Origin of the sequence: Bartonella sp. DGB2 (assembly GCF_046843095.1) — a bacterium.
Lineage (GTDB): Bacteria > Pseudomonadota > Alphaproteobacteria > Rhizobiales > Rhizobiaceae > Bartonella.
This window is the reverse complement of sequence record NZ_CP177326.1, coordinates 36458-56959: the sequence shown is the minus strand read 5'-3', so window position 1 is coordinate 56959 and position 20502 is coordinate 36458. Positions and strand designations below refer to the sequence as shown.

The window sequence follows — 20502 nt, the reverse complement described above, 5'->3', positions numbered from 1 at the left end:
CGCCTATAATAAGAGGCCTGCAATATGCATGGCTTTATCAATACTCATTTTAGTTGTATCCGAAAGCGCTAAAATAGGAAGACGCACCGCACTGTCACAAAGGCCTAATTTTTGTGCTGCATATTTCACCCCCGCTGGGCTGGGCTCTAAGAAAAGGCTACGATGAAGTGCGCTTAAACGGCTATGCAGCAAAAACGCTTGAGCATAATCGCCCTTTTGACAAGCCTCCTGCATTTGTGCGCAAAGAGCAGGCGCCACATTTGAAGTAACAGAAATACACCCTACGCCACCATGGGCATTAAAACCCAGCGCTGTATTATCGTCGCCTGAGAGTTGGATAAAAGCTTCACCACATATTTCGCGTTGCTCACTCACCCGCTCCACGCGACCCGTAGCATCCTTTACCCCAATGATATTCGTATGATCATGACATAAATCAGCCATAGTTTGCGGGCACATATCAATAATAGAACGGCCTGGAATGTTATAGATAAATAGAGGAATGGTCACCGCACGAGCGATAGCAGAAAAATGCGCATAAAGCCCGCCTTGGCTTGGCTTATTATAGTAAGGGGTCACCACTAAAAGCGCATCAGCGCCCGATTTTTGTGCGTGCTGTGCTAATCCTATGGCTTCATCGGTACTATTTGAGCCCGCCCCTGCTACAACAGGAACTCGTTTTGCTGCCTGTGCTACACATAGTTCTACAATATATTTATGCTCTTCATGACTAAGGGTAGGAGATTCCCCTGTTGTCCCCGCCGGCACTAAGCCATGAATTCCCTGTTTTATCTGCCAATCTACAAGGGAACAAAATGCTTTTTCATCCACATTATTTTGCGCATCAAAAGGCGTAATAAGAGCTGTGAGCGCGCCTTGAAACATAGAAATCTCCCTAAATTTAATAAACTGCGCCTTACGCGCCTTATGGCGAGGCTGGCCATCTTAAAACGAGGAATGATCAGCAAAGCAATTAACGCTCAAAACGCATCCTAATTTCATAAGCATAAGCGGGTGATTAATAGGACGCAAGCAAAATCCTCAAAATACGCGGTATTAACCTGTCTTTCATGCTTACCTTGGTATATCCAAAAACAATTTGCAAGAATGGGCTTTTTATGTTGCGTATCTGCTTTCCTTGGCTATTTTTTCATAGTGCCTTATGGCTCTTACCCTTATCGTTATCTTTAGCCTCAAGCGCAGCCACACCCATTCCTATCGCGCGCCCCGCTCTTGAGCAATCAAAGATTCCCATCCCTCTAGCGCGTCATGTATCGCCAAAACCCACGCCAACTCCAGATCACTCTCAGCTAAAAGCGGGTCTCGCAGCTCTTAACCAGCAAGACGCAAATACAGCCATTTTCTTACGTAACCAAATGCCCCTCACAAGCTTTGACCGCACCATTTTAAGTTGGGCCATCAGCATTAAAGGAGGCGAGGCCGTAAAAAGTGAAGAGATTCTTCACACCAAGAATACCCTAAAAAATTGGCCTGGCCAAAGGATTATGGAGCGCAATTTTGAACGCGCGCTTGCCCGCGAAAGCATGGAACTTGCGCAACAAATGCCCTCACCTACCGCAATCCTTACCTATTTTAGCAAAAGCTTACCACAAACCGCGCAAGGCAGGGTGGCCTATGCCCGAGCACTCATGAACGCTGGACAAAAAACCAAAGCATACCAAATACTAGCCCCTTGGTGGCACAAAGCCATGCTTTCCACCGGCGAAAGCCGCTATGTGTTAGAGCAGGTAGGCGCACTTTTGCAACAGCGAGATCACTATGCGCGTATGCGGCACATGCTTTACACAAACCAGTTTGAGGCGGCCCAACAAGTAGCAGACCTTGCTCAAGCCACCCCCTTATTTATGGCCTTTGCAGGGGTCGCCCAAAATGCCCCTGATGCCGCGCAAAAATTAGAAAAAGCCAAAAGGTGGCGCAACGAACCACTCTTTCAATTTGCCCAGATCCAATATTTGCGCCGCTCAGGACGCTACGAAGAAGCAGCTAAATTAATGCTAGAATCCCTCCAAAACGTCGCTCTTTTAGACAATCCTGATAGTTGGTGGATTGAACGGCGCGTTCTCTCACGAGAAATATTGGATATAAACAAACCGCACCTTGCTTACCAATTAGTTATTGCCCATCAAGCTGTAAGCCCTCCATTGGCAGTTGATGCCGAATTTCACGCAGGGTGGTACGCTTTGCGCTTTTTAAATAAACCAAAAACCGCGCTTTATCATTTTTCTAAGATCCCTCATCTTTCAAAATTACCAATATCCCTCTCACGCGGCTATTATTGGATGGGACGTGCAGCAGAAGCTTTAAGTGACAAATCCCACGCACTACAATATTTCAAACGTGCTGCCCATTATGGCACTACCTATTACGGACAATTAGCGGCATCAAAGCTCGCACGCAAAACAATTGAAATTTCCTATCCACGGCCCAGCCCCCACGAACGTACTACCTTCGCCGCTCGCCCCCCCGTGCGTGCGATACAAATTTTAGAAACAATAGAGGCTAATGAACTTGCTGCTGTCCTTTATCGTGAACTCAGCACCCAACTTTCAAGCCCAGGTGAACTGGCTCTTTTAGCGGTGATGGCTGAAAAAAACAATAATCACTTTATCAGCTTGCGCATTGGGAAAAGCGCTGTCGCCCGTGGGCTAGATGTGGGAGCTTTGTCCCACCCTTTAGGGGCTATCCCTGAAAACGCGCAACTTTCATCCACTGGAAAAGCCTTAGCCTATGCCATTGCCCGTCAAGAAAGTGAATTTAAGGCTGACGCGCGCTCACGCGCTGGAGCGGTCGGCCTTTTGCAATTATTACCCAGCACCGCCAAAGTCACGGCAGCAAAACACGCAATCTCATGGTCTCCAAAAAAATTAGATAGCGATACAAGCTATAATGCAACTTTGGGCGCGCATTTTTTAGGGGAACAACTACAACGCTTCAATGGCTCTTATATCCTAACATTTATTGGATATAATGCAGGACCACGCCGCGCAGATGAATGGATCGCCCGCTATGGCGACCCGCGTGAACGAGACATTAATACAGTGGTAGATTGGGTAGAGCGCATCCCCTATACTGAAACACGCAACTATGTGATGCGCGTTATAGAAAATTATGAAGTCTATAAAGCACGTCTTGCTGGTCAGGCTAATATAAAAACTGATCTCATCTCTGGGCGACGCCAATGAGCCTTTACTCAAAAACAAGCGTGATTCTGATAGGGCGGCCCACTTGTGTCACAGGCGGAGGGGGAAAGCGTCCCACCCGTCTTAAAGCTGCTAAAGCCAGTTTTCCTAATTTTTCCCGCGTCGGAGCGCCCAAAAGGTGACTTGTCACCACCTCCCCCTGCGCCGAAACAACAAATTCTAGCTGGACCTTTCCTTTATCGGCAGAAAAAGCGCGTGCGCTTAGATAGGCCTTTTGTCGTTCAAGCCGCCCTTCAACTTGCGCAAGCCAACCCATTTCTGTATTACCTATTGCCGCCGCGTTGGTGGAAGGCGGCGGGGCACGACGCTGAACTGGTGGCGCTCGCTTTGGTTTTGGTTGTGGCAACGCTGGCTTTACAAGCACTTTTTCTATCTTATCACCTTCTGTTGAGAGCGGCACCTGTACCTCTGACGCTACTTCACTCTTATCTTCTTCACTCGTCTGGTCTTCCATGCGGTCGCTATCTTCAATAGGGGAAGGAGTGAGCGAATCTGATATCTCTTGTGAAGGGGCTCCATCAGACGCAATGTTCTCATTGTCTGTAAAAGACACGGGTAACGTATCTAAACTTAGCATAATAACATGGCTAGAAGGGTCTTGCCCCCTCCCCCCTTCATGATGATAAAATAATGCCGCCAAAGCGACATGTATAATCAAGGCTCCCAAAGCGGCGGTGCTCCACACAAAAATTGTCTCACTTCGATGCCGATAGAGTCTTATCATACCCATTCCTCTGTCATGCACTCCCTTACATTCTATGTGTAATAAAAATTAAGTAAAAATTTGCAAGTTTTTCTTGATTATCATAATCAACTTTAATATGAAATTGAAAATGAAACGCAAAAGCAAAAAAAATCCTCCCAAAAAGTATAAAGAAGTAGCAGATAGGAATATGAAAATGTTATGGCAAAAAAACCTTAGCCACAGAGTGGCTCTAATAGCCCTTAGCCTTGCTGCGCCCACAGGGGCATTAGCCCAACAAGCGGGGGGGCACAATGCGCAAGCGGCGGTTGAACTCAAGCCCATAACAATTAAAGGCACTGATGTACAAATTTCCGACCTAATTGCGCCCAGCGTTTTAACCACTCACCTAAGTTCTAAAGACATCAACCAAGCGCAGATTGATAGCGCCCAAGACATTGCTCGCCTTGATACTAGCCTTAGCTATGATAACAAAACACAAAGCTTTTCCCTGCGCGGGCTTGCAACAAGCCGCCTCCTGACTACGATTGATGGCGTTAAAATGTCATGGCTCAATGATGAAGCTCGCAATACGAAAGGCGGCGTCACTCTCTTTGATTTTGGCGCACTCTCTAGTTTTGACATTATACAAGGTACCAACTCAAGCCTTTATGGCTCAGGCGCTTCCGGTGGGGTCATTGCGCTGCATACGCTTGAGCCCTATGATCTTTTAGGAAAAACAAAAAAAATTGGTAGTATAACGCGAGTAAGCTTTGATGGAGTGGACAAAAGTGGACGGGTAGACCAAGCTGTTGCTATCCGCGCAGACCAAACGGAGTTCCTTATCCAGGCAAGCTATGCGCGCGGCCATGAGCACGCAAATAATGGCTTAAGCGCAGGGGAAAACGGGGTGAATGAACAGGAAAATCCTGCCAATTTCCAGAAAATAAGCGGACTCATCAAGCTTTATCAACATCTTAATCCATACACGCGCCTTGGGATAACCTTAGAACATTATCGCCAAGATCAAAAAACCCAAGAGCTAAACGCAAATTCACATACCTATAAACCAAAATCATTTTATAATTGGCAAAGCGGGCGGCGTACGCGCCTTTCAGCCCTTTATGATTACGCGGGGAACGATAAAAGCCTATTTAATCTTGGCCATGCCGCACTCTATTGGCAAAGACAATACATCGCACAAAAAAATGAATCCGAAAGGCTCATCCGTCCCGTGGGTGACTTTATGCGCGCAAATCAAACATACGAAGACCGCTACGGTTTTTTAGGTCAAGGTCTCAAACGCGCAGAAACAGAAACAACAAGCCATATACTAAAATTGATTCTCGACCTTTCGACCTTTAACGTTCAGCAATATGCCAATGGTCACGATAATTGCCCAACCACTTTAGAAAAATATGATCCATGCCGATCTCTTCACACCAACCAAGCTGATATCCCCCTTGTTTTAGGTGAAGACCTTGGCTTTGCGCTGGAAGATGAAATAGGCCTTCTTGATGACCGGCTTAGAATCACCCTCGGCGCCCGCTACGATTACTATAGCCGTGTCCCTCAGAACACACAAACCTATAATCAAAACCCAGAACATAAAGCCGATACAATGCCAAACAAAGCTTGGCACCTTTCGCCAAAATTGCGTACTGAGTGGGACATAAACGATAACTTCGTTGTATACGCGCAATGGGCCCAAGCCTTCCGTGCTCCTACAGCTACGGAGCTTTACCTCAGCTATACCAACGCACCCTTTTATTACGCAAGTGGCAATGCTCAACTTAAACCTGAAACTAGCAATGGATATGAATTGGGCGTACGCTTTGAGAATGAAAAGACAAAAGGATCAATCAGTGCCTTTTACAATGGGTATAAAAACTTTATTGACTTTGTGGAAGGTGAGCGTACCCGACAATTCCTCTTTAATCGCCATTATATAAACCGTGAAAGCGTTGATATTTGGGGAATGGAAGCAAAAACTCAGCTAAGTTTTGGCTACGGATGGCATGGTAAGGGAGCTTTGATTTACAGCCAAGGAAAAGATCAGGTGACAAAAGAAAGCCTAAATTCTGTGCAACCGTTAAAAATGCTCGCAGGGGTTGGCTTTGCTAAGGAAAAGTGGGGCAGTGATCTAACCATTACTATTGTGGGAGAGAAAGAATTGGTATCTAAAAATCCCGATTTTCAAAATTTACCGGCCTACCAATTACTAGACTTTACCGCTTGGGCAACACCATTGGGTAAAGAGGGTCCACGGGTTCAATTTGGCGTGTATAATATTTTTAATACACGTTATTGGCAACCTAGCAATGTTCCTACGCAAGAGCCAAATTTACACCAGCCCGGCTTGCCCAAAAATTATTACACAGAAGCCGGAAGAAGCTTCAAAATCTCTCTAACACAAAAATTTTAGCCCCGCCCCTCCATAAGCGCGCCATAAAAATATTAAATATAGAGGAAAACATGGTCTATACACCCACAGAAATCATCACTTTGCGGCAAGAAAAAAAAGGTCTATTTGACCGCGATTTTGCAGCCTCTATCAACATTACCGAAGCAGAACTTATGGCCGCTTATTGCGCGGTCGGACAAGCAAAAAAACTAAACATTGATGTCGACGCTCTATTGACGCACGCCAATAAGCTTGGCAAGGTACTAACAATCACACGCAACGAAGACGCTGTCCATGAATTAAGGGGCGTCCTTGGCAAACCCATTGAAAGCGATAGTGCCCTTGTAACTTTAGGGAGTATTGATCTACGTATTTTCAAAAAAGAATGGACTTTTGGTTTCGCTCGCACCATAGAAAAAGGCGATAAGCAACTTAGAACAGTACAATTCTACGACAAATACGGTACGGCCATTTTCAAACTCTATACCCAAGAGGAAACAGATTTAGCGGCTTGGGAGGCAATGATCAAACATTTGCTGAGCGCAGATCAATCCTCGACCCTTAAAATCGCACCAGCCTCTCTTGCACCTCAGCGCTTTTGTCCCCCTGATGAAGATAACATCAAAGCCCTCCGCGCCCGTTGGAATGCCATGCAAGATGTCCATGAATTATATGGCATCCTACAATCGCTTAAAATCGACCGCTATGATGCTGTAAAATATATTGGTGAAGACTATGCTCGAAGTTTAGATATATCAGCTATTGAGCAAATGCTTAAGGAAGCAGCTAGGCGTCAAACACCAATCATGTGCTTTATCGGCAACCGTGGTTGTATTCAAATTTTTACCGGCACAATTGAAACAATCAAACCCACACAGGGTTGGCTTAATATATTAGACACTACATTTAATATGCATCTACGCCTTACAGATATCGGTGAAGTTTGGGCTGTGCGCAAGCCTAATAGCAATGGTTATGTGAGCTCCCTTGAAGTTTTTAACAAAAAGAACGAACTTATTGTGCAATTTTTTGGCTTACGCAAAGAGGGTCAAAATGAAAGGGAAGATTGGCGCGAAATTTTAACAACCCTCCCTGTAAAGAAAGAAATGGCCATCGCTGCCCCATAAAAGATAGGTACTCAGAGGTTAAAACATGCCTTTACTACGCTTATTAAAACTTTTTCAAAAAACCACTAACTCTCTAGCACGCCTTTTTGTGCTCTTTCTCATCTTGGGAGGGGTGGGATTCTATGAGGAAGCTTTGGCCTCGCCCCCCGCAAAAAACGTACCAATCATTGCAATAGGTGGAGCGGTGACAGAAACAATTTATGCCTTGGGTGCTGGTGATCAACTCATCGGCCGCGATACAACCAGCATTTACCCCGCCGCCGCCACACAATTACCTGATATTGGCTATATGCGAACCCTACCAGCTGAAGGAATTTTATCGCTCGCGCCTAAAGCCGTCTTGGCGATTGAAGGAAGCGGCCCTCCCTCCACTATAACAATGGTAAAACAGGCGGGCATCCCAATCATAGACGTACCGGAGGCCTACGATCAAGAAGGTGTTATAAGAAAAATCAACATTATCGCCCAAGCTTTAGGAAAAGAAAATGAAGCGCAAGCTTTGACCAAAGCAATTAACGAAGGCTTCAAAGCCAATGAAGCACTAGTGGCAAACATCACTAAACCCAAACGCGTTTTATTTTTACTTTCCGTCCAAAATGGCCGCGCCATAGCGGCTGGACGCGGTACACCCCCCGATGCACTAATAAAACTTGCAGGTGCAGTTAATGTGGTGAATCAATTTCAAGGCTTTAAACCAATTAACGACGAAGCCCTAGTAACAGCTGCACCCGATGCTATTCTTTTTATGGGCAATGGCGGGCTTCCCATCACTAGTAACGATATTTTAGCTATGCCCTCCTTAGCCTACAGCCCAGCGGCCAAAAACCATGCGCTTTTAAAAATTGATGCCATGTATTTTCTAGGATTTGGCCCCCGTAGCGCCCAAGCGGTTCATGAATTAATCACCATGCTTTATGGAACAGAACTTTCAAAAGAAAGATAGGTTATATATATGAATCTACGCACGCAGACGCGCCGCCGCCCTCATGGCAGGGCGATGATAGGGCTTTTGCTTTGCGCCTTGATTGCATGCTTTTTATGGTCTTTGACGACAGGTGCCTCGCAAGCCTCCCTGCCCGCCTTTATCACAAGCCTTTATGAAAAAGGATGGGAGGTTAGCGCTCAAAGCCGTGATTATTTAGTGTTAGCCAACATTCGCCTACCGCGCGTAATCCTGGGACTTATGGTGGGCGCCGCTTTTGCTGTTTCTGGTGTTTTAATGCAGGGGCTTTTCCGTAATCCCCTAGCCGACCCCAGCATTATGGGGGTATCATCGGGCGCGGGGGTAGGTGCTGTACTAATTATTGTATTGGGCGCGCATTTACCGAAATTTATTTTCCATACTTTGGGATCATTTCCTATTGTCATAGGAGCCTTTATTGGTGGGCTTGCAACCACCTTTATTCTATATGCTATCGCGACAAAACGCGGACAAACCTCTATCGCTACCATGCTTTTAGCAGGCATTGCACTAAGCGCTTTAAGCGGCGCAGGCATCGGGATATTGGTCTTTATAGCTAATGATCAGCAATTGCGTGATATTACCTTTTGGAACCTTGGCTCTTTAGCGGGGGCTACGTGGTCAAAAGTTGGACTCGCTTCCCCCTTTATCGCCATAGGGCTTATTTTAGCACCTAGTCTGTCACGGGCGCTAAATGTCTTGTCCTTAGGCGAAGCAGTAGCAGGCCATCTTGGCTTTTCTGTACAAACTACTAAAAACCTAGCTATCTTATTAGTTGCCCTTATGTGCGGCGGCGCGGTAGCAGTAAGCGGCATTATTGGGTTTATTGGCATTGTTGTTCCCCATATTTTGCGCCTTACTATAGGGCCCGACCACCGCTTTCTCATTCCCTGTGCAGCACTTTTGGGAGCAAGTCTCTTAATTGTTACCGATAGTGTTGCGCGTATTGTTGTCGCACCAGCTGAATTGCCCATTGGAATTGTAACTGCACTGTTTGGCGCGCCCTTCTTTTTGTGGGTTTTATTGCGGCAAAGGGGAATTTTCTTCCAATGATCACTACAAAGCAGCTTTATGTAACTTGCGGCTCAACAGAAGTGCTAAAAGGCATCGACTTTGTAGCAAAAGCTGGCACCATCACAGCAATTGTTGGACCCAATGGTTCTGGCAAAACAACATTCATCAAAGCCCTGAGCGGCGATTTGCCCTATAAAGGAATAATTTCCATTAATGGCACCAATATCGCTCAGATAGACACCGCAACCCTTGCAACTCTTCGCGCCGTTCTCCCTCAATCCACATCTATGTATGCGCCTTTCCTTGTAGGTGAGGTTGTTGCGCTTGGTCTAGCCAATCAAGCAGGCTATCGCTGCAGTAAGCGGACTAACCAATTATCACAACAAGCTTTAGAGCTGGTTAATCTCAAACGTTATGCCCAGCATTATTACCATGAACTTTCAGGCGGTCAACAAGCCCGGGTTCAATTGGCAAGGGTCTTATGCCAAATATGGGAGCCTGTGGTTAATAGCACCCCCCGTTGGCTGCTTTTGGATGAACCCGTAGCCAACCTTGATATTCATCACCAATTGGTTGTCATGGATATCGCACGCAACTTCGCTCACCGCGGCGGCGGTGTAATCGCTATTTTACATGATCTCAACCTAGCCGCCCATTATAGCGACCAATTGCTGCTTATCAATCAAGGTACGATCCAACATCGTGGTGCACCGCAAACTGTTTTAACAAATGAAAACTTACGCAATGTATATAAATGCTGCCTTGCAGTAGGACAATTACCCAAACCAGGCACACCTTTTATTTTACCACAAACGGCTAAGCATCGTTAAATTAAGACTATACGAAAAGCTAAAAAAGCGCTTATTATAAGGTAAATGGAAGGAGCGTTTTATGAAAAAAATTGGACATTTTATTAATGGTAAAAATATTGCAGGGACTAGCGAGCGCAATAATGACATTTTTCAACCGCTTGATGGTAGTATTATTGCCCAAGTTTCTTTGGCTTGCAAAGAAGAAGTAAACCTAGCTATCCAGGCGGCCAAACGGGCACAAGGAGCCTGGGCCGCACAAAACCCCCAGCGCCGCGCCCGTATTTTGCGCAAATTTTTAACGCTTATTGAAGCAGAAACCCCTACATTAGCTGAAAGCCTTTCGCGCCAACATGGAAAAACGTTAAGCGATTCTATAGGAGACATTCAACGCGGCCTTGAGGTTTTAGAAGTTTGCCTTGGAGCGCCCCACCTTATGAAAGGGGAATTTACTGATGGTGCGGGTCCTAGCATTGATACCTATTCGTTGCGACAACCGCTTGGAGTAGTAGCAGGGATTACCCCTTTCAACTTCCCTGCAATGATTCCCCTATGGATGGCTGCTCCAGCGATTGCCTGTGGTAATGCCTTTATTCTCAAACCTTCTGAACGAGATCCTGATGTGCCCATGCGGCTTGCCGAACTATTTGTAGAAGCTGGCGGCCCGGCAGGGATCTTTACTGTCATCAATGGCGATAAAGAAGCCGTAGACAGCCTTTTAGAAGCGCCCGATATCAAAGCCGTGAGTTTTGTAGGGTCCACCCCTATCGCCCAATATATTTATAACCACGCTAGTGCCCACGGCAAACGCGTTCAGGCCTTTGGCGGCGCAAAAAACCACATGCTCATTATGCCAGACGCCAATATGAATCAAGTCGTAGATGCCCTTATGGGGTCAGCTTATGGTTCGGCAGGTGAGCGGTGCATGGCAATCTCTGTTGCCGTTCCCGTGGGTGAAAAAGTCGCTACAAAACTTATCGAACACCTACTACCGCGAATCGCAGCGCTTAAAATAGGAACTTCACTTGATACAGAGGCTGATTACGGCCCGCTTGTCACAAGCGAAGCACGTGAACGTGTTCTTTCTTATATTGCGGCGGGCGTAGAAGAAGGCGCGCAATTATTGGTGGATGGACGAGATTTTAAGCTTCAAGGCTATGAAAATGGATTTTACCTAGGGCCTTGTTTATTTGACCATGTCAAGCCAAGCATGAAAATATACCAAGAAGAAATTTTTGGCCCGGTTTTATCCATTGTTCGTGCAAAAGATTATGAAGAAGCTCTCGCCCTCCCCAGCCAGCATCTCTATGGTAACGGCGTATCAATTTTTACTCAAGATGGCGATGCCGCACGCGATTTTGCCTCACGCGTGGAGGTAGGGATGGTGGGTATCAATGTACCTATCCCCGTCCCCGTATCCTACTATACATTTGGTGGGTGGAAAGCTTCCTCTTTTGGAGATCTTAATCAGCACGGGGCTGATGCCTTCCGCTTCTACACACGTACCAAAACCGTAACCAGCCGCTGGCCTTCAGGCATTCGGAGTGGAGCAGAATACGGCATGCCAACTATGAAATAATACGGGGCGTATCAATAAAAAAGCTCTACGCTACGCAAATATAAACCCCGCTAGAAGCGGGGTTTATATCTAAGGCAAATCTTTTGACCTTAAAACTTAAAACCTAAACCGAATTGAGCCGCATGTGTGGCGTATGCTAATGTTGCACCAAGGCGACTGTTAAAGTTTTTGCTTTGAGTGTTTGTTGATACACCAATCTCAAAGTTAGTATACCGATACTCAGCCCGCATGAAGAGATTTTTCTTCAAAGCATAATCCAAACCAGCACCCAACGTATAACCAATTGCAGTTCCGCTATATTCAAAATCTGCACCCTCAGTGCCATCTAAACCGTTAGCAGAATAATCAACATCTATACCTAGTCTTACATTTAATCCCGTAGCAGAAACCCCCCCCGCTACGTAAGGCAAAAATTTATCAAAACTCTTACCGATGCGTAAGCGCGTTGCATACTCCCATTTTTGATCTAGTGCACTAAAAAATTTTACTTTACTATTCTTAATCTGTTCTTCTGATACATTCAACTCGCGCAAAAAGAGCGCCTTAAGCTTTTCATCAGTAATGTCTGACGAGACTGAAGGCTTAGTTTTTGTGATCTGAAAATCAGTTTCAAAGCCAAGTACATAATCTTGGCTCAAATCAATATTATAACCCGTAAATGCTCCTCCTGAAAAGCCTATTGCACTAGGTTTACTGATTGCATCCAGTGCTTCTTTAAGTGCTATTGCTGGTTGCTGATACTGCTCCTGGACGCTATTAGGATCTATATCAGAAGGAAACCCCATTTCAGATGTTCCCCAAATCCCGTTTCCTAAAAGCCCCACATAATAACCAGACCAAGAAAAGCGAGACACACTCGGCACAAAAGTAGGAACAGAAACTGCAGGAACTTTCTTAGCCGCTATTTCTGCATCCGCCGTACCAAATCCCATCGTCAAAGCAATGACCGAAGCAACAAAAACATATTTCATATTCATTTAAATCCCCGATATAATCTATAATTACTTAATTAAAATAAGTCAGAAAAAAAGAAAAGTATATAGTAAAAATGCAACATAGGAGATAATTATTATAATATTACAATTCTCTATTAATTAATGAATTTCCAAATAGTATACGATATTTACATGTATCCCTAATTTATATACATTAAATGAAATTTAATGCCGTCTCATCGCAGATATTAAGTCTCTATCTCAAGGAGAATGATCTTCACCTATGCCTTGCGTTATAGATCGCATCAATATACAGAAAATTTCTGGCCGCTAAAATATGAATACTTTAGGAAATTCATTCACTTTGCCTTGAAAAATATTCGACACTGCTTGCTTGATAGCCCATGCAAAAGCTCGCTTAAGGCAAAGATATAAAACGCCTACCTTGGTACCAACGAGCTTTTTCAGTGTCATACAGCCGGTTATCAAAGAACAGAGTGTATTCGAAATATCCTATACAACTTAGGACTATTGTTTGGCTATATTCAAGCGCATAGCAATACTTTTTAGCTCTTTTAAGAGCGTCTTCAAGCCAATCTTGAACCTAAAGGCAAGCAATGATGCATGTGTCCTTACTGTCCTTCATCATCTCCAAGAATAAATATAGATATTATTTACCTGGAAGAGCTGGACTAGAGTTTGGCGGTGGTGGTGCAGAAGGCATATATAACGCCGAAGAAGGCGGCCGCGGAGCAGACGGTGCTGTACGTGTGCTTTTATGGAAATAACCGTTCAATATTTAATCAACATAATAAAGGAAACAGTATGTATTACGCAGTTGTAAAAAATGGCGTGGTGATTAACACAATCGTTGCGCCCGAGAACTACACCTATCCATTTGATGACGGGGAAGCTATTCCCTCTGATAAGGCGGGTATTGGTTGGACGTATAAAGACGGTCAATTCACCCCGCCAGCACCAACAGAAGAACTAGCAAAGGAACCTAAAGAAGATCTCAAAGAAGAACTCTTAGTTGAACCTAAAGAACCAACAGAAGAACCCAAAGTAGACCAAGCGTCCTAACGTGTTCCTCTAAAATCAATTTAAACCTATCTAAAACGGCCATAGAAGCGATTTTAATGTCTTTTGGTAGTTAAACCTCCAAAAGCAAAACGCCCCTCTATGGCCGTTTATATGTAAAAACAAAATAAGGATATCATGAAAACATTCCCTCCACCCACAGACACGCCTTTTAAAGACAGTGTAGATCTAATCGTAGCCGGAGGCGCCTTGTATAGCCCGCTTTGGTTGCCTTGGTTGTTGACAGTCTCACATACAATGGCACTTTTATTACAGATACTTAGCATCATTTGGCTTATCATACGCCTTGGGTCATGGTTTAAAAGACGTCGACGCAAAAACAAGAAAAACAGGAGTAGTAATGACTGAAAACACACAAAAAGCTAGTCTTGAACTTCTAGAGCGCCTCCATAGTCTCATAGCAAAAGACATGCTAGCAAGACTAGAAAGCGGCGAATGTGAAGCCAAGGATTGGGCGGTTATCGTCAAGTTCCTAAAGGATAACGGTATCGACATGGCCTTTGATCAAAGCCAAGATGCCACAGAGAACTTAACAAGAACCATGGAAGAAGCCGAAAGAAGCTTAAGGAGTATGTTAGTGAACTAGAGGAGGACGGGGGGGAAGATCTATTTAATAGTGTTATAATAGTTCATAAAATCATCAAAGGCTTTAGTTGCTTCCTCTCGAGTCTTTGAATTTCTTAAGCGCGCTACCTCCTTAGGAGCGATTGTTTCTAATTCTTGTTGGAAAAAGTCTAGTTGGATCTTTAAATCTTGCCAATCTCCTCCCCTTTTTTCGGCATAAGCCTTAAGCGCAGGGGCGCGTTTATTCCATAGCACTATGCCTATGCCCTTATTCTCACAATCGAGGTGCCGTATACTATAAAATAGCCTATAATTATTATCAAACGTTATACTATCAAAAAAAAGTCCATCTAAGATTGCAGAAACTTGGTAAGGCATCCAACTTTTTTCAAGATAAACATATGCAAATGCTTTGCTTTGAGCTATTTCAATGAAATTTTTATTATAAGCAAAATCAAATTCCAATGAAAGTATCTTCCTACGAATTTTATAAATATCACTTTCAATATTGCTATCATTATTATTATACAAAATGTAATTTAGGTTATATTTTAACCAATATAACCTTTCTTGCGTGTTAAATAAAAGTGAGAGGAACCTTTCACTATTTATTATTCCTTTACGCATCTGATCTAGATAATGGATCGAATCCTCTCTTGTGGACTGAATATCCTTATCAATAGCGCTCAAGTCTTCCTTTACATCAGCCCCCGCTGGTGCACAGAACAAAGCCATACACAGCCCAAACGCGGCTAAAACCTTCCCTATTCTCATCCCAAAAATCCCCATTAGTCCACTTCCCCTAACCTTTAACCCAAGGAGGATTACAGAATATGCACAAAATAAGCAACCCAAAAGAAGATTTTAGAGTGTTTCTATTCTTCGTTTGGAAGCATCTAAACCTACCACCGCCTACACGATCACAGTATATCTTAGCAGAATGGCTAGCCAACGGCTCTAATCGTCTCGTTATTCAAGCGTTCCGCGGTGTTGGTAAGTCTTTCGTAGCCGCCGCCTATGTTTGCTGGAGACTGCTCAACGACCCACAAATTAAAATCATGGTCGTATCAGCCTCTAAAAGCCGCTCTGATGACTTCTCAAGCTTTGTTTTAAAATTAATTAATCAGATGCCCCTCTTGCGCCATTTGCGGCCAAGAGACGGCCAAAGGTCTTCCAAAATATCCTTTGATGTTGCCCCTGCAACGGCTGATCAGTCATCTTCGGTTAAATCTGTAGGTATGACAGGCCAATTAACCGGCTCTCGTGCTGATCTGATTATTGCTGATGATATAGAGGTAACAGGTAATTCTGCAACACAGATGATGCGTGATAAACTCAAAGAACTTGTCAAAGAATTTGCCGCCGTCCTTAAGCCGCTAGAAACCTCTAAAATCATCTATCTAGGCACACCCCAAACAGAACAATCAATCTACAACGCCCTACCCGAACGCGGCTATGAGATACGTATCCTTCCCGCAAGATACCCTACAGAAAAACAACAGATGCGTTACGGTGCAAAGCTTGCTGAACACCTTGTCCAAGACTTAGTAAAGAACCCCAAATTAGTAAACCAACCGGTTTGTAAACGCTTTGGCTCTCACATACTCCTTGAGAAAGAAGCCGAATACGGCCGCGCGGGCTTTGCCTTGCAATTCATGTTAGACACAAGTCTTGCAGATGCCGATAAATATCCCCTTAAGTTGCGTGATCTTATCGTCATGGATACCGACCCCAAATTAGCCCCCGTAGAGCTTGCTTGGGGCAATGACCCCTCTCTTTGCCTCTCAGAGGTACCAACAGTCGGCTTTGACGGCGATAGGCTCTATAGGCCGTTTATGGTGTCTAAAGAGCATTGGCAACCCTATACGGGCTCTATCATGGCGATTGACCCTTCGGGACGGGGTGAGGATGAAACCACCTATGCCATTGTCTCTATGCTTAATGGACGACTCTTCTTGCTGGATGCAGGAGGCGATAGACTGGGCTATGAAGAAGTCGTCTTAGAAAGACTAGCCCATAAAGCTAAGCAATATAGCGTGAAAGAAATCATCATAGAACCTAACTTTGGTGACGGTATGTTTAACAAATTGCTTACACCGGTTATGCAAAGGATCTATCCATGTAGGATTAAGGATAGTGTTCGTTCCGTTGGTCAAAAGGAGCGGCGTATCGTCGACACTTTGGAACCCGTGATGAACGGCCATAGGCTGGTGGTTGACCGTAGTCTAATTGAACGAGACTTCAAGTCGACGCAAACATACGCCATAGAGCAACGCAACCGTTACCAGCTTTTCTACCAAATGACCCGTATCACCCGTGATAGAGGATCTTTGATGAAAGATGATAGGCTAGATGCCTTGGCTATTGCCGTCCATTATTGGACAGATGCCATGGGCAGAGACACCCAAAAGGCCGCCGAACAATCAAGACAGAAGATCATAGAAGAACACATTCGGAAGATGAGAGCCTTCACCCCGTTTGGCAAAACCAAGCGTCCTACATTGGTGTATGACCCCTTGGCTTAGGCATAACAGATTAGAATAGCTCTATTTGGCTTATAGAGGCTCGTACAGCGTCGTTTAGTGTTTTTTGGTATAGACCAACCAAAGACATTAAACGCCTCTTGTAGGGCGTCCTAGAAGGTTTTGGAGGCTACACCTTCCGAACGACACCTAGTAGACAGAACTAGACAAAAAATCAGGCAAAAATCAGGCAAAATCAACCATTGAATTATTGTGTAAAATCAAAGTGCTAGAATTACCCTTCCCTTGCGGAAGAACCAAACATAACTAATAGATAGCTTATAGATACCTTAAGTTATAATATAAGTTAAATTATAGATTACATATTTGGAATAATCAGGTATGTATGGGTTTATGGCAGGCTTCCAAGCGTGACTTTATGGATAGGAAGTCATGCCAGACAAACTTTTTTTGACTTGGGGTGCGGAGTAGGTAATTGGGCTCAAAGGTAGGCATAACATCCGCCTCAAGCCCGCTTTCGTTTTTATGGCGTAACCATTTACCGCGGGCGCGGATTATATCGTTTTTATGGCCAGTTAAAAGAAGCATAGAGAGCCCGCCAAGCGCTACTATAAGACGCGGGGTAACAAGTTGGATTTGTCGCTCTAGAAAAGGGCGGTAAGTCGCGGCTTCCATAGGCGTGATAGCACGATTGCCTGGGGGGCGCCATGGAACGATATGAGTCACATAGACATCTTGTCGCGCAATTCCAATAGCAGCAAGGATTTTGTTCAAAAGCTGCCCGCCGCGCCCTACAAAAGGGATAGCTTGGATATCTTCTTCGCGTTCAGGTACAGCACCGATAAGCATAAGAGGAGCGCCAACGGGTCCTTGGCCAAAACAGGTGCTTTTTGCTGTTAAGCGTAGACTACACCCAGTAAAATTTTCTACCATTTTAGCTAATTCAGCTAAATTTCTGGCACTCATAGCCATTTCACGGGCGTTTTGCGTTGATAAGTGTTTTGTTTTTTGCAGTCTTGCAGACGCTTGAGGATGATAAGCTCTTTCTTTGTGGTCTGGCTCTATCAAAAAAGGAGCAGGGATGGAGGCAGCTTTCTGTTGTAGGAGTTCTGTTTGTGCAAAGCGGTCAATAGGGTTTTCCAAAATAGGCGTATGAACGCCTGCTTCATAATAGAAGCTTAAGAGGTCTTTATAAGAAAGGAGTGGGTTTTTTATGCTGGTCATTAATACCTATCTTGTGCGCTTTGTTATTCTTACAATATAAAGCAAACTGCTGTCCGCTTCAATCACGATATAAAGCGCGATAAAGCGCGAGATAGGAGGCCATCGATAGCTTATGGCCTTTGCAAGTATTGATGCACATAGGCTTTGGCTTGGGTGATTGCCAATGTGGTTTCTTGACCGCGCGCCCAGCCCGCTCCAATAGCGCTGGCAAGACTACAACCCGTGCCACGCTTTAGCATAGGGAGACGCGGTAGAGAAAAGTGTTCGACCTTTTCAAGGCCGACTAAAATATCGCTTATTTTATGTTCTTGATAGGTCGCATGCCCTCCTTTGATTAAGATCGAGCGCGCTCCTTTATGAAGCAAACTTTGCGCTTGCTGGATCGCCTCCTCTGCATTTTTTGCAAGCTTTCCAGTAGTAAGGGTGGCAAGCTCATATATGTTTGGTGTAAGAAGGGTGATTTTTGGCAAAAGCTCTGTTATAATAGTGGCAGCCATGCCTTGATCGGCGAGTGAACCGCCCGAAGAAGCTTTTAGAACAGGGTCTAGGACAGTCGGGATCAAAGGGTAAGCTTCTAAGAGGTTGGCAACCGCCACTGCAATCTCTGTTGTTCCTAACATGCCAATTTTTATGGCCCTTACAGGATGAGCACCGAGCGCGGCTTGCATTTGTGCCAATACCCATGAACCAGAAAGCGGCCAAACATCGTGCACTTTGTGATTGTCTTGGGCTGTAATGGCTGTAACCGCAACGCTTGTGGACACACCAAAATGGGTTGCAGTTTCTATATCGCGTACAAGACCAGCTCCTCCTGTAGGGTCAACCCCTGCACAGATTAATAGGTGAGGTCTAGTGTTTGAAATGCTTTCTGGTTCTTTCATTGGGCTTTGCGCCATTTTTGGGTGGCGTTAATCCATTCTTTGACGCGCGCTTGTGGATTATCATCCGTTAAAATATCCGTGATGGCGGCGGCACTATCGGCTCCTGCTTCTAAAGCTTTTGTTGCAAGCACGGGGGTAAGACCACCAATCGCTACCAACGGGATGGAGCCCATTTTTTCCTTCCATATCCGCAACTTTTCTATGCCCTGAGGCGCCCAAGGCATTTTTTTTAGCTTGGTTGGATAAATGGGACCTAAAGCGATATAATCAGGTTTTATTGTTAGCGCTATCTTAAGCTCGTCAAGATCATGACTACTAACCCCTAATTTAAGACCCGCTTTGCCAATCGCAGTAAGATCAGCGGTGGCGAGGTCTTCTTGGCCAAGGTGAATAAAGGTACATTGTTCTTCTATGGCTAAATCCCAATAATCATTCACAATAAGCTGACAATTATAAGCTTCACACAAGGCCTTGGCGCGGGTAATATGGGAGCGCACCTCATTGCGTCGTGCCTCTTTCATGCGCAACTGTACTAGTTTTACTCCGTGAGGAAGAAGGCGCTCAAGCCATGAAACGGAATCGACAATGAGATAGAAAGGATCTAATTTCATGAAAATACCGCCTGTCCGACCACGGGTGTAGAGGGAACAGCCATATCGCGTGGCTCTAGGAAACCTGCCTCAAAGGCTAAGCGTCCCGCTTCAACCGCTTGAGCGAAAGCGCGGGCCATTTTTGCAGGGTCGCCCGCTTTTGCTACTGCTGTGTTAAGGAGAACGGCATCATAGCCCAATTCCATTACTTGCGCTGCATGCGAAGCACGACCGATTCCTGCATCAACGACAAGGGTCAGCTCGGGAAAATGAGCGCGGATCGCCCGCAGGCCATCATCATTGCGTGGGCCCTTGGCTGAGCCAATAGGCGCGCACCAAGGCATGATGACACGGCAACCTGCTTGAGCCAACCTTTCAGCAACTATAAGGTCATCAGTCGTATAGGCAAAAACCTCAAACCCTTCGCTGACGAGAGCTTGTGTTGCCTCAATAAGAGCAAAAATATTAGGTTGCAGCGTATCGGCATTGCCGATAATTTCCAGCTTAATCCATGACGTTTGAAAAAGGTCCCGAGCTAATTGAGCGGTGATGATTGCCTCTTTGACCGAATAGCACCCTGCTGTATTGGGTAAGACAGTAACATTTTGTTGTTGAATCAGTTGCCAAAATTTTTTGCTTGCGCTTGTCCCTTCTGATCTCCCTGCCATTTCGCGGCGTAAAGAAACGGTGACAATTTCACAATTCGCTTGTGCAATAGCCTTTTGCAGAACAACTGGTGAAGGATATTGTGCTGTACCCAATAAGAGGCGCGAAGAAAAATGCCGCCCATAAAATTCCACCATTTTAGCCTCCCTGCACGGGGCTTAATAGACGTTCTAACATATTTAACTCTTTGAGTTTATTTAAAAAATAGGTTCTGGAATAGGTTTGTCGAAAGAATAGCAGTCCTCCTATAAGGATTTTATT

19 protein-coding genes are annotated in these 20502 nt (G+C 44.9%); 11 read left to right on the top strand and 8 right to left on the bottom strand.

Annotated elements, in window-relative coordinates:
* Positions 1-3: 3 nt before the first annotated feature.
* Positions 4-885: a 4-hydroxy-tetrahydrodipicolinate synthase gene (gene dapA, locus ACK28X_RS07245; RefSeq protein WP_412058375.1), complete on the bottom strand. Its 882-nt coding sequence runs from the start codon at positions 883-885 to the stop codon at positions 4-6.
* Positions 886-1118: 233 nt separating this feature from the next.
* On the opposite strand from dapA, the gene ACK28X_RS07240 reads away from it, so the two are divergent.
* Positions 1119-3203, top strand: coding sequence for a lytic transglycosylase domain-containing protein (locus ACK28X_RS07240; RefSeq protein ID WP_412058374.1), 2085 nt, complete (start codon positions 1119-1121; stop codon positions 3201-3203).
* Positions 3204-3207: 4 nt separating this feature from the next.
* On the opposite strand, the gene ACK28X_RS07235 is transcribed toward ACK28X_RS07240, so the two are convergent.
* Positions 3208-3945 carry a TonB family protein gene (locus tag ACK28X_RS07235; protein ID WP_412058373.1) on the bottom strand — a complete coding sequence of 246 codons (738 nt, stop codon included), beginning with the start codon at positions 3943-3945 and terminating at the stop codon, positions 3208-3210.
* Between the two features lie 205 nt (positions 3946-4150).
* Here ACK28X_RS07235 and ACK28X_RS07230 point away from each other — a divergent pair, with 205 nt between their 5' ends.
* The 6 genes from ACK28X_RS07230 to ACK28X_RS07205 all read left to right on the top strand — a co-directional run bounded on the left by ACK28X_RS07230 (position 4151) and on the right by ACK28X_RS07205 (position 11797).
* Positions 4151-6328, top strand: coding sequence for a TonB-dependent hemoglobin/transferrin/lactoferrin family receptor (locus tag ACK28X_RS07230; protein WP_412058372.1), 2178 nt, complete (start codon positions 4151-4153; stop codon positions 6326-6328).
* Positions 6329-6378: 50 nt separating this feature from the next.
* A complete protein-coding gene (locus ACK28X_RS07225) occupies positions 6379-7434 on the top strand; it encodes a hemin-degrading factor (protein ID WP_412058371.1) in 1056 nt (351 codons plus the stop codon).
* A gap of 25 nt (positions 7435-7459) precedes the next feature.
* Positions 7460-8377 (top strand): heme/hemin ABC transporter substrate-binding protein, encoded by a 918-nt coding sequence (locus tag ACK28X_RS07220; protein ID WP_412058370.1) that lies wholly within the window; start codon positions 7460-7462, stop codon positions 8375-8377.
* 9 nt (positions 8378-8386) lie between these two features.
* The gene (locus ACK28X_RS07215; protein ID WP_412058369.1) at positions 8387-9448 is read left to right on the top strand and encodes a FecCD family ABC transporter permease; all 1062 of its coding nucleotides are present in this window, start codon (positions 8387-8389) and stop codon (positions 9446-9448) included.
* Complete coding sequence (locus tag ACK28X_RS07210) at positions 9445-10239, top strand: heme ABC transporter ATP-binding protein (RefSeq protein ID WP_412058368.1); 795 nt, start codon at positions 9445-9447, stop codon at positions 10237-10239. The genes ACK28X_RS07215 and ACK28X_RS07210 overlap by 4 nt, the downstream gene beginning before the upstream one ends.
* A gap of 61 nt (positions 10240-10300) precedes the next feature.
* Entirely contained in the window at positions 10301-11797 is a 1497-nt protein-coding gene (locus tag ACK28X_RS07205; RefSeq protein ID WP_412058367.1) for a CoA-acylating methylmalonate-semialdehyde dehydrogenase, read from the top strand.
* An 89-nt stretch (positions 11798-11886) separates the two neighbouring features.
* Here ACK28X_RS07205 and ACK28X_RS07200 read toward each other — a convergent pair whose 3' ends face one another.
* Entirely contained in the window at positions 11887-12774 is an 888-nt protein-coding gene (locus ACK28X_RS07200) for an outer membrane protein (protein WP_412058366.1), read from the bottom strand.
* Between the two features lie 575 nt (positions 12775-13349).
* Between ACK28X_RS07200 and ACK28X_RS07195 the strand changes: the two genes are divergently transcribed.
* From ACK28X_RS07195 to ACK28X_RS07185, 3 genes are all read left to right on the top strand, one after another.
* Complete coding sequence (locus ACK28X_RS07195; protein WP_412058365.1) at positions 13350-13520, top strand: hypothetical protein; 171 nt, start codon at positions 13350-13352, stop codon at positions 13518-13520.
* 37 nt (positions 13521-13557) lie between these two features.
* Positions 13558-13815, top strand: a complete 258-nt coding sequence (locus ACK28X_RS07190; RefSeq protein ID WP_412058364.1) for a hypothetical protein — start codon at positions 13558-13560, stop codon at positions 13813-13815.
* A 358-nt stretch (positions 13816-14173) separates the two neighbouring features.
* Positions 14174-14419 carry a hypothetical protein gene (locus ACK28X_RS07185; protein ID WP_412058363.1) on the top strand — a complete coding sequence of 82 codons (246 nt, stop codon included), beginning with the start codon at positions 14174-14176 and terminating at the stop codon, positions 14417-14419.
* Between the two features lie 20 nt (positions 14420-14439).
* On the opposite strand, the gene ACK28X_RS07180 is transcribed toward ACK28X_RS07185, so the two are convergent.
* Positions 14440-15186 carry a phage tail tip lysozyme gene (locus ACK28X_RS07180; protein ID WP_412058362.1) on the bottom strand — a complete coding sequence of 249 codons (747 nt, stop codon included), beginning with the start codon at positions 15184-15186 and terminating at the stop codon, positions 14440-14442.
* 44 nt (positions 15187-15230) lie between these two features.
* Here ACK28X_RS07180 and terL point away from each other — a divergent pair, with 44 nt between their 5' ends.
* Entirely contained in the window at positions 15231-16922 is a 1692-nt protein-coding gene (terL, locus tag ACK28X_RS07175; protein WP_412058361.1) for a phage terminase large subunit, read from the top strand.
* 333 nt (positions 16923-17255) lie between these two features.
* Here the strand turns inward: terL and ACK28X_RS07170 are convergent, their stop codons facing one another.
* From ACK28X_RS07170 to ACK28X_RS07155, 4 genes are all read right to left on the bottom strand, one after another.
* Positions 17256-18104: a uracil-DNA glycosylase gene (locus ACK28X_RS07170; protein ID WP_412058360.1), complete on the bottom strand. Its 849-nt coding sequence runs from the start codon at positions 18102-18104 to the stop codon at positions 17256-17258.
* Positions 18105-18214: 110 nt separating this feature from the next.
* Positions 18215-19000, bottom strand: coding sequence for a bifunctional hydroxymethylpyrimidine kinase/phosphomethylpyrimidine kinase (thiD, locus tag ACK28X_RS07165; RefSeq protein ID WP_412058359.1), 786 nt, complete (start codon positions 18998-19000; stop codon positions 18215-18217).
* A complete protein-coding gene (locus ACK28X_RS07160) occupies positions 18982-19596 on the bottom strand; it encodes a thiamine phosphate synthase (protein ID WP_412058358.1) in 615 nt (204 codons plus the stop codon). Before ACK28X_RS07160 ends, thiD begins: the two co-directional genes overlap by 19 nt.
* On the bottom strand, positions 19593-20378 hold the full coding sequence (locus tag ACK28X_RS07155; RefSeq protein ID WP_412058357.1) for a thiazole synthase: 786 nt from the start codon (positions 20376-20378) through the stop codon (positions 19593-19595). The genes ACK28X_RS07160 and ACK28X_RS07155 overlap by 4 nt, the downstream gene beginning before the upstream one ends.
* Between the last annotated feature and the right edge of the window lie 124 nt (positions 20379-20502).

Bases quoted from the DNA above. Each gene is read 5' to 3' on its own strand.
- ACK28X_RS07195 (WP_412058365.1), top strand. From the start codon at position 13,350: ATGATGCATGTGTCCTTACTGTCCTTCATCATCTCCAAGAATAAATAT.
- ACK28X_RS07155 (WP_412058357.1), bottom strand. From the start codon at position 20,378: ATGGTGGAATTTTATGGGCGGCATTTTTCTTCGCGCCTCTTATTGGGT.
- ACK28X_RS07240 (WP_412058374.1), top strand. From the start codon at position 1,119: ATGTTGCGTATCTGCTTTCCTTGGCTATTTTTTCATAGTGCCTTATGG.
- ACK28X_RS07180 (WP_412058362.1), bottom strand. From the start codon at position 15,186: ATGGGGATTTTTGGGATGAGAATAGGGAAGGTTTTAGCCGCGTTTGGG.
- ACK28X_RS07215 (WP_412058369.1), top strand. From the start codon at position 8,387: ATGAATCTACGCACGCAGACGCGCCGCCGCCCTCATGGCAGGGCGATG.
- ACK28X_RS07170 (WP_412058360.1), bottom strand. From the start codon at position 18,104: ATGACCAGCATAAAAAACCCACTCCTTTCTTATAAAGACCTCTTAAGC.
- ACK28X_RS07210 (WP_412058368.1), top strand. From the start codon at position 9,445: ATGATCACTACAAAGCAGCTTTATGTAACTTGCGGCTCAACAGAAGTG.
- ACK28X_RS07185 (WP_412058363.1), top strand. From the start codon at position 14,174: ATGACTGAAAACACACAAAAAGCTAGTCTTGAACTTCTAGAGCGCCTC.
- ACK28X_RS07225 (WP_412058371.1), top strand. From the start codon at position 6,379: ATGGTCTATACACCCACAGAAATCATCACTTTGCGGCAAGAAAAAAAA.
- thiD (WP_412058359.1), bottom strand. From the start codon at position 19,000: ATGGCGCAAAGCCCAATGAAAGAACCAGAAAGCATTTCAAACACTAGA.
- ACK28X_RS07190 (WP_412058364.1), top strand. From the start codon at position 13,558: ATGTATTACGCAGTTGTAAAAAATGGCGTGGTGATTAACACAATCGTT.
- ACK28X_RS07160 (WP_412058358.1), bottom strand. From the start codon at position 19,596: ATGAAATTAGATCCTTTCTATCTCATTGTCGATTCCGTTTCATGGCTT.
- terL (WP_412058361.1), top strand. From the start codon at position 15,231: ATGCACAAAATAAGCAACCCAAAAGAAGATTTTAGAGTGTTTCTATTC.
- dapA (WP_412058375.1), bottom strand. From the start codon at position 885: ATGTTTCAAGGCGCGCTCACAGCTCTTATTACGCCTTTTGATGCGCAA.
- ACK28X_RS07200 (WP_412058366.1), bottom strand. From the start codon at position 12,774: ATGAATATGAAATATGTTTTTGTTGCTTCGGTCATTGCTTTGACGATG.
- ACK28X_RS07205 (WP_412058367.1), top strand. From the start codon at position 10,301: ATGAAAAAAATTGGACATTTTATTAATGGTAAAAATATTGCAGGGACT.
- ACK28X_RS07220 (WP_412058370.1), top strand. From the start codon at position 7,460: ATGCCTTTACTACGCTTATTAAAACTTTTTCAAAAAACCACTAACTCT.
- ACK28X_RS07235 (WP_412058373.1), bottom strand. From the start codon at position 3,945: ATGATAAGACTCTATCGGCATCGAAGTGAGACAATTTTTGTGTGGAGC.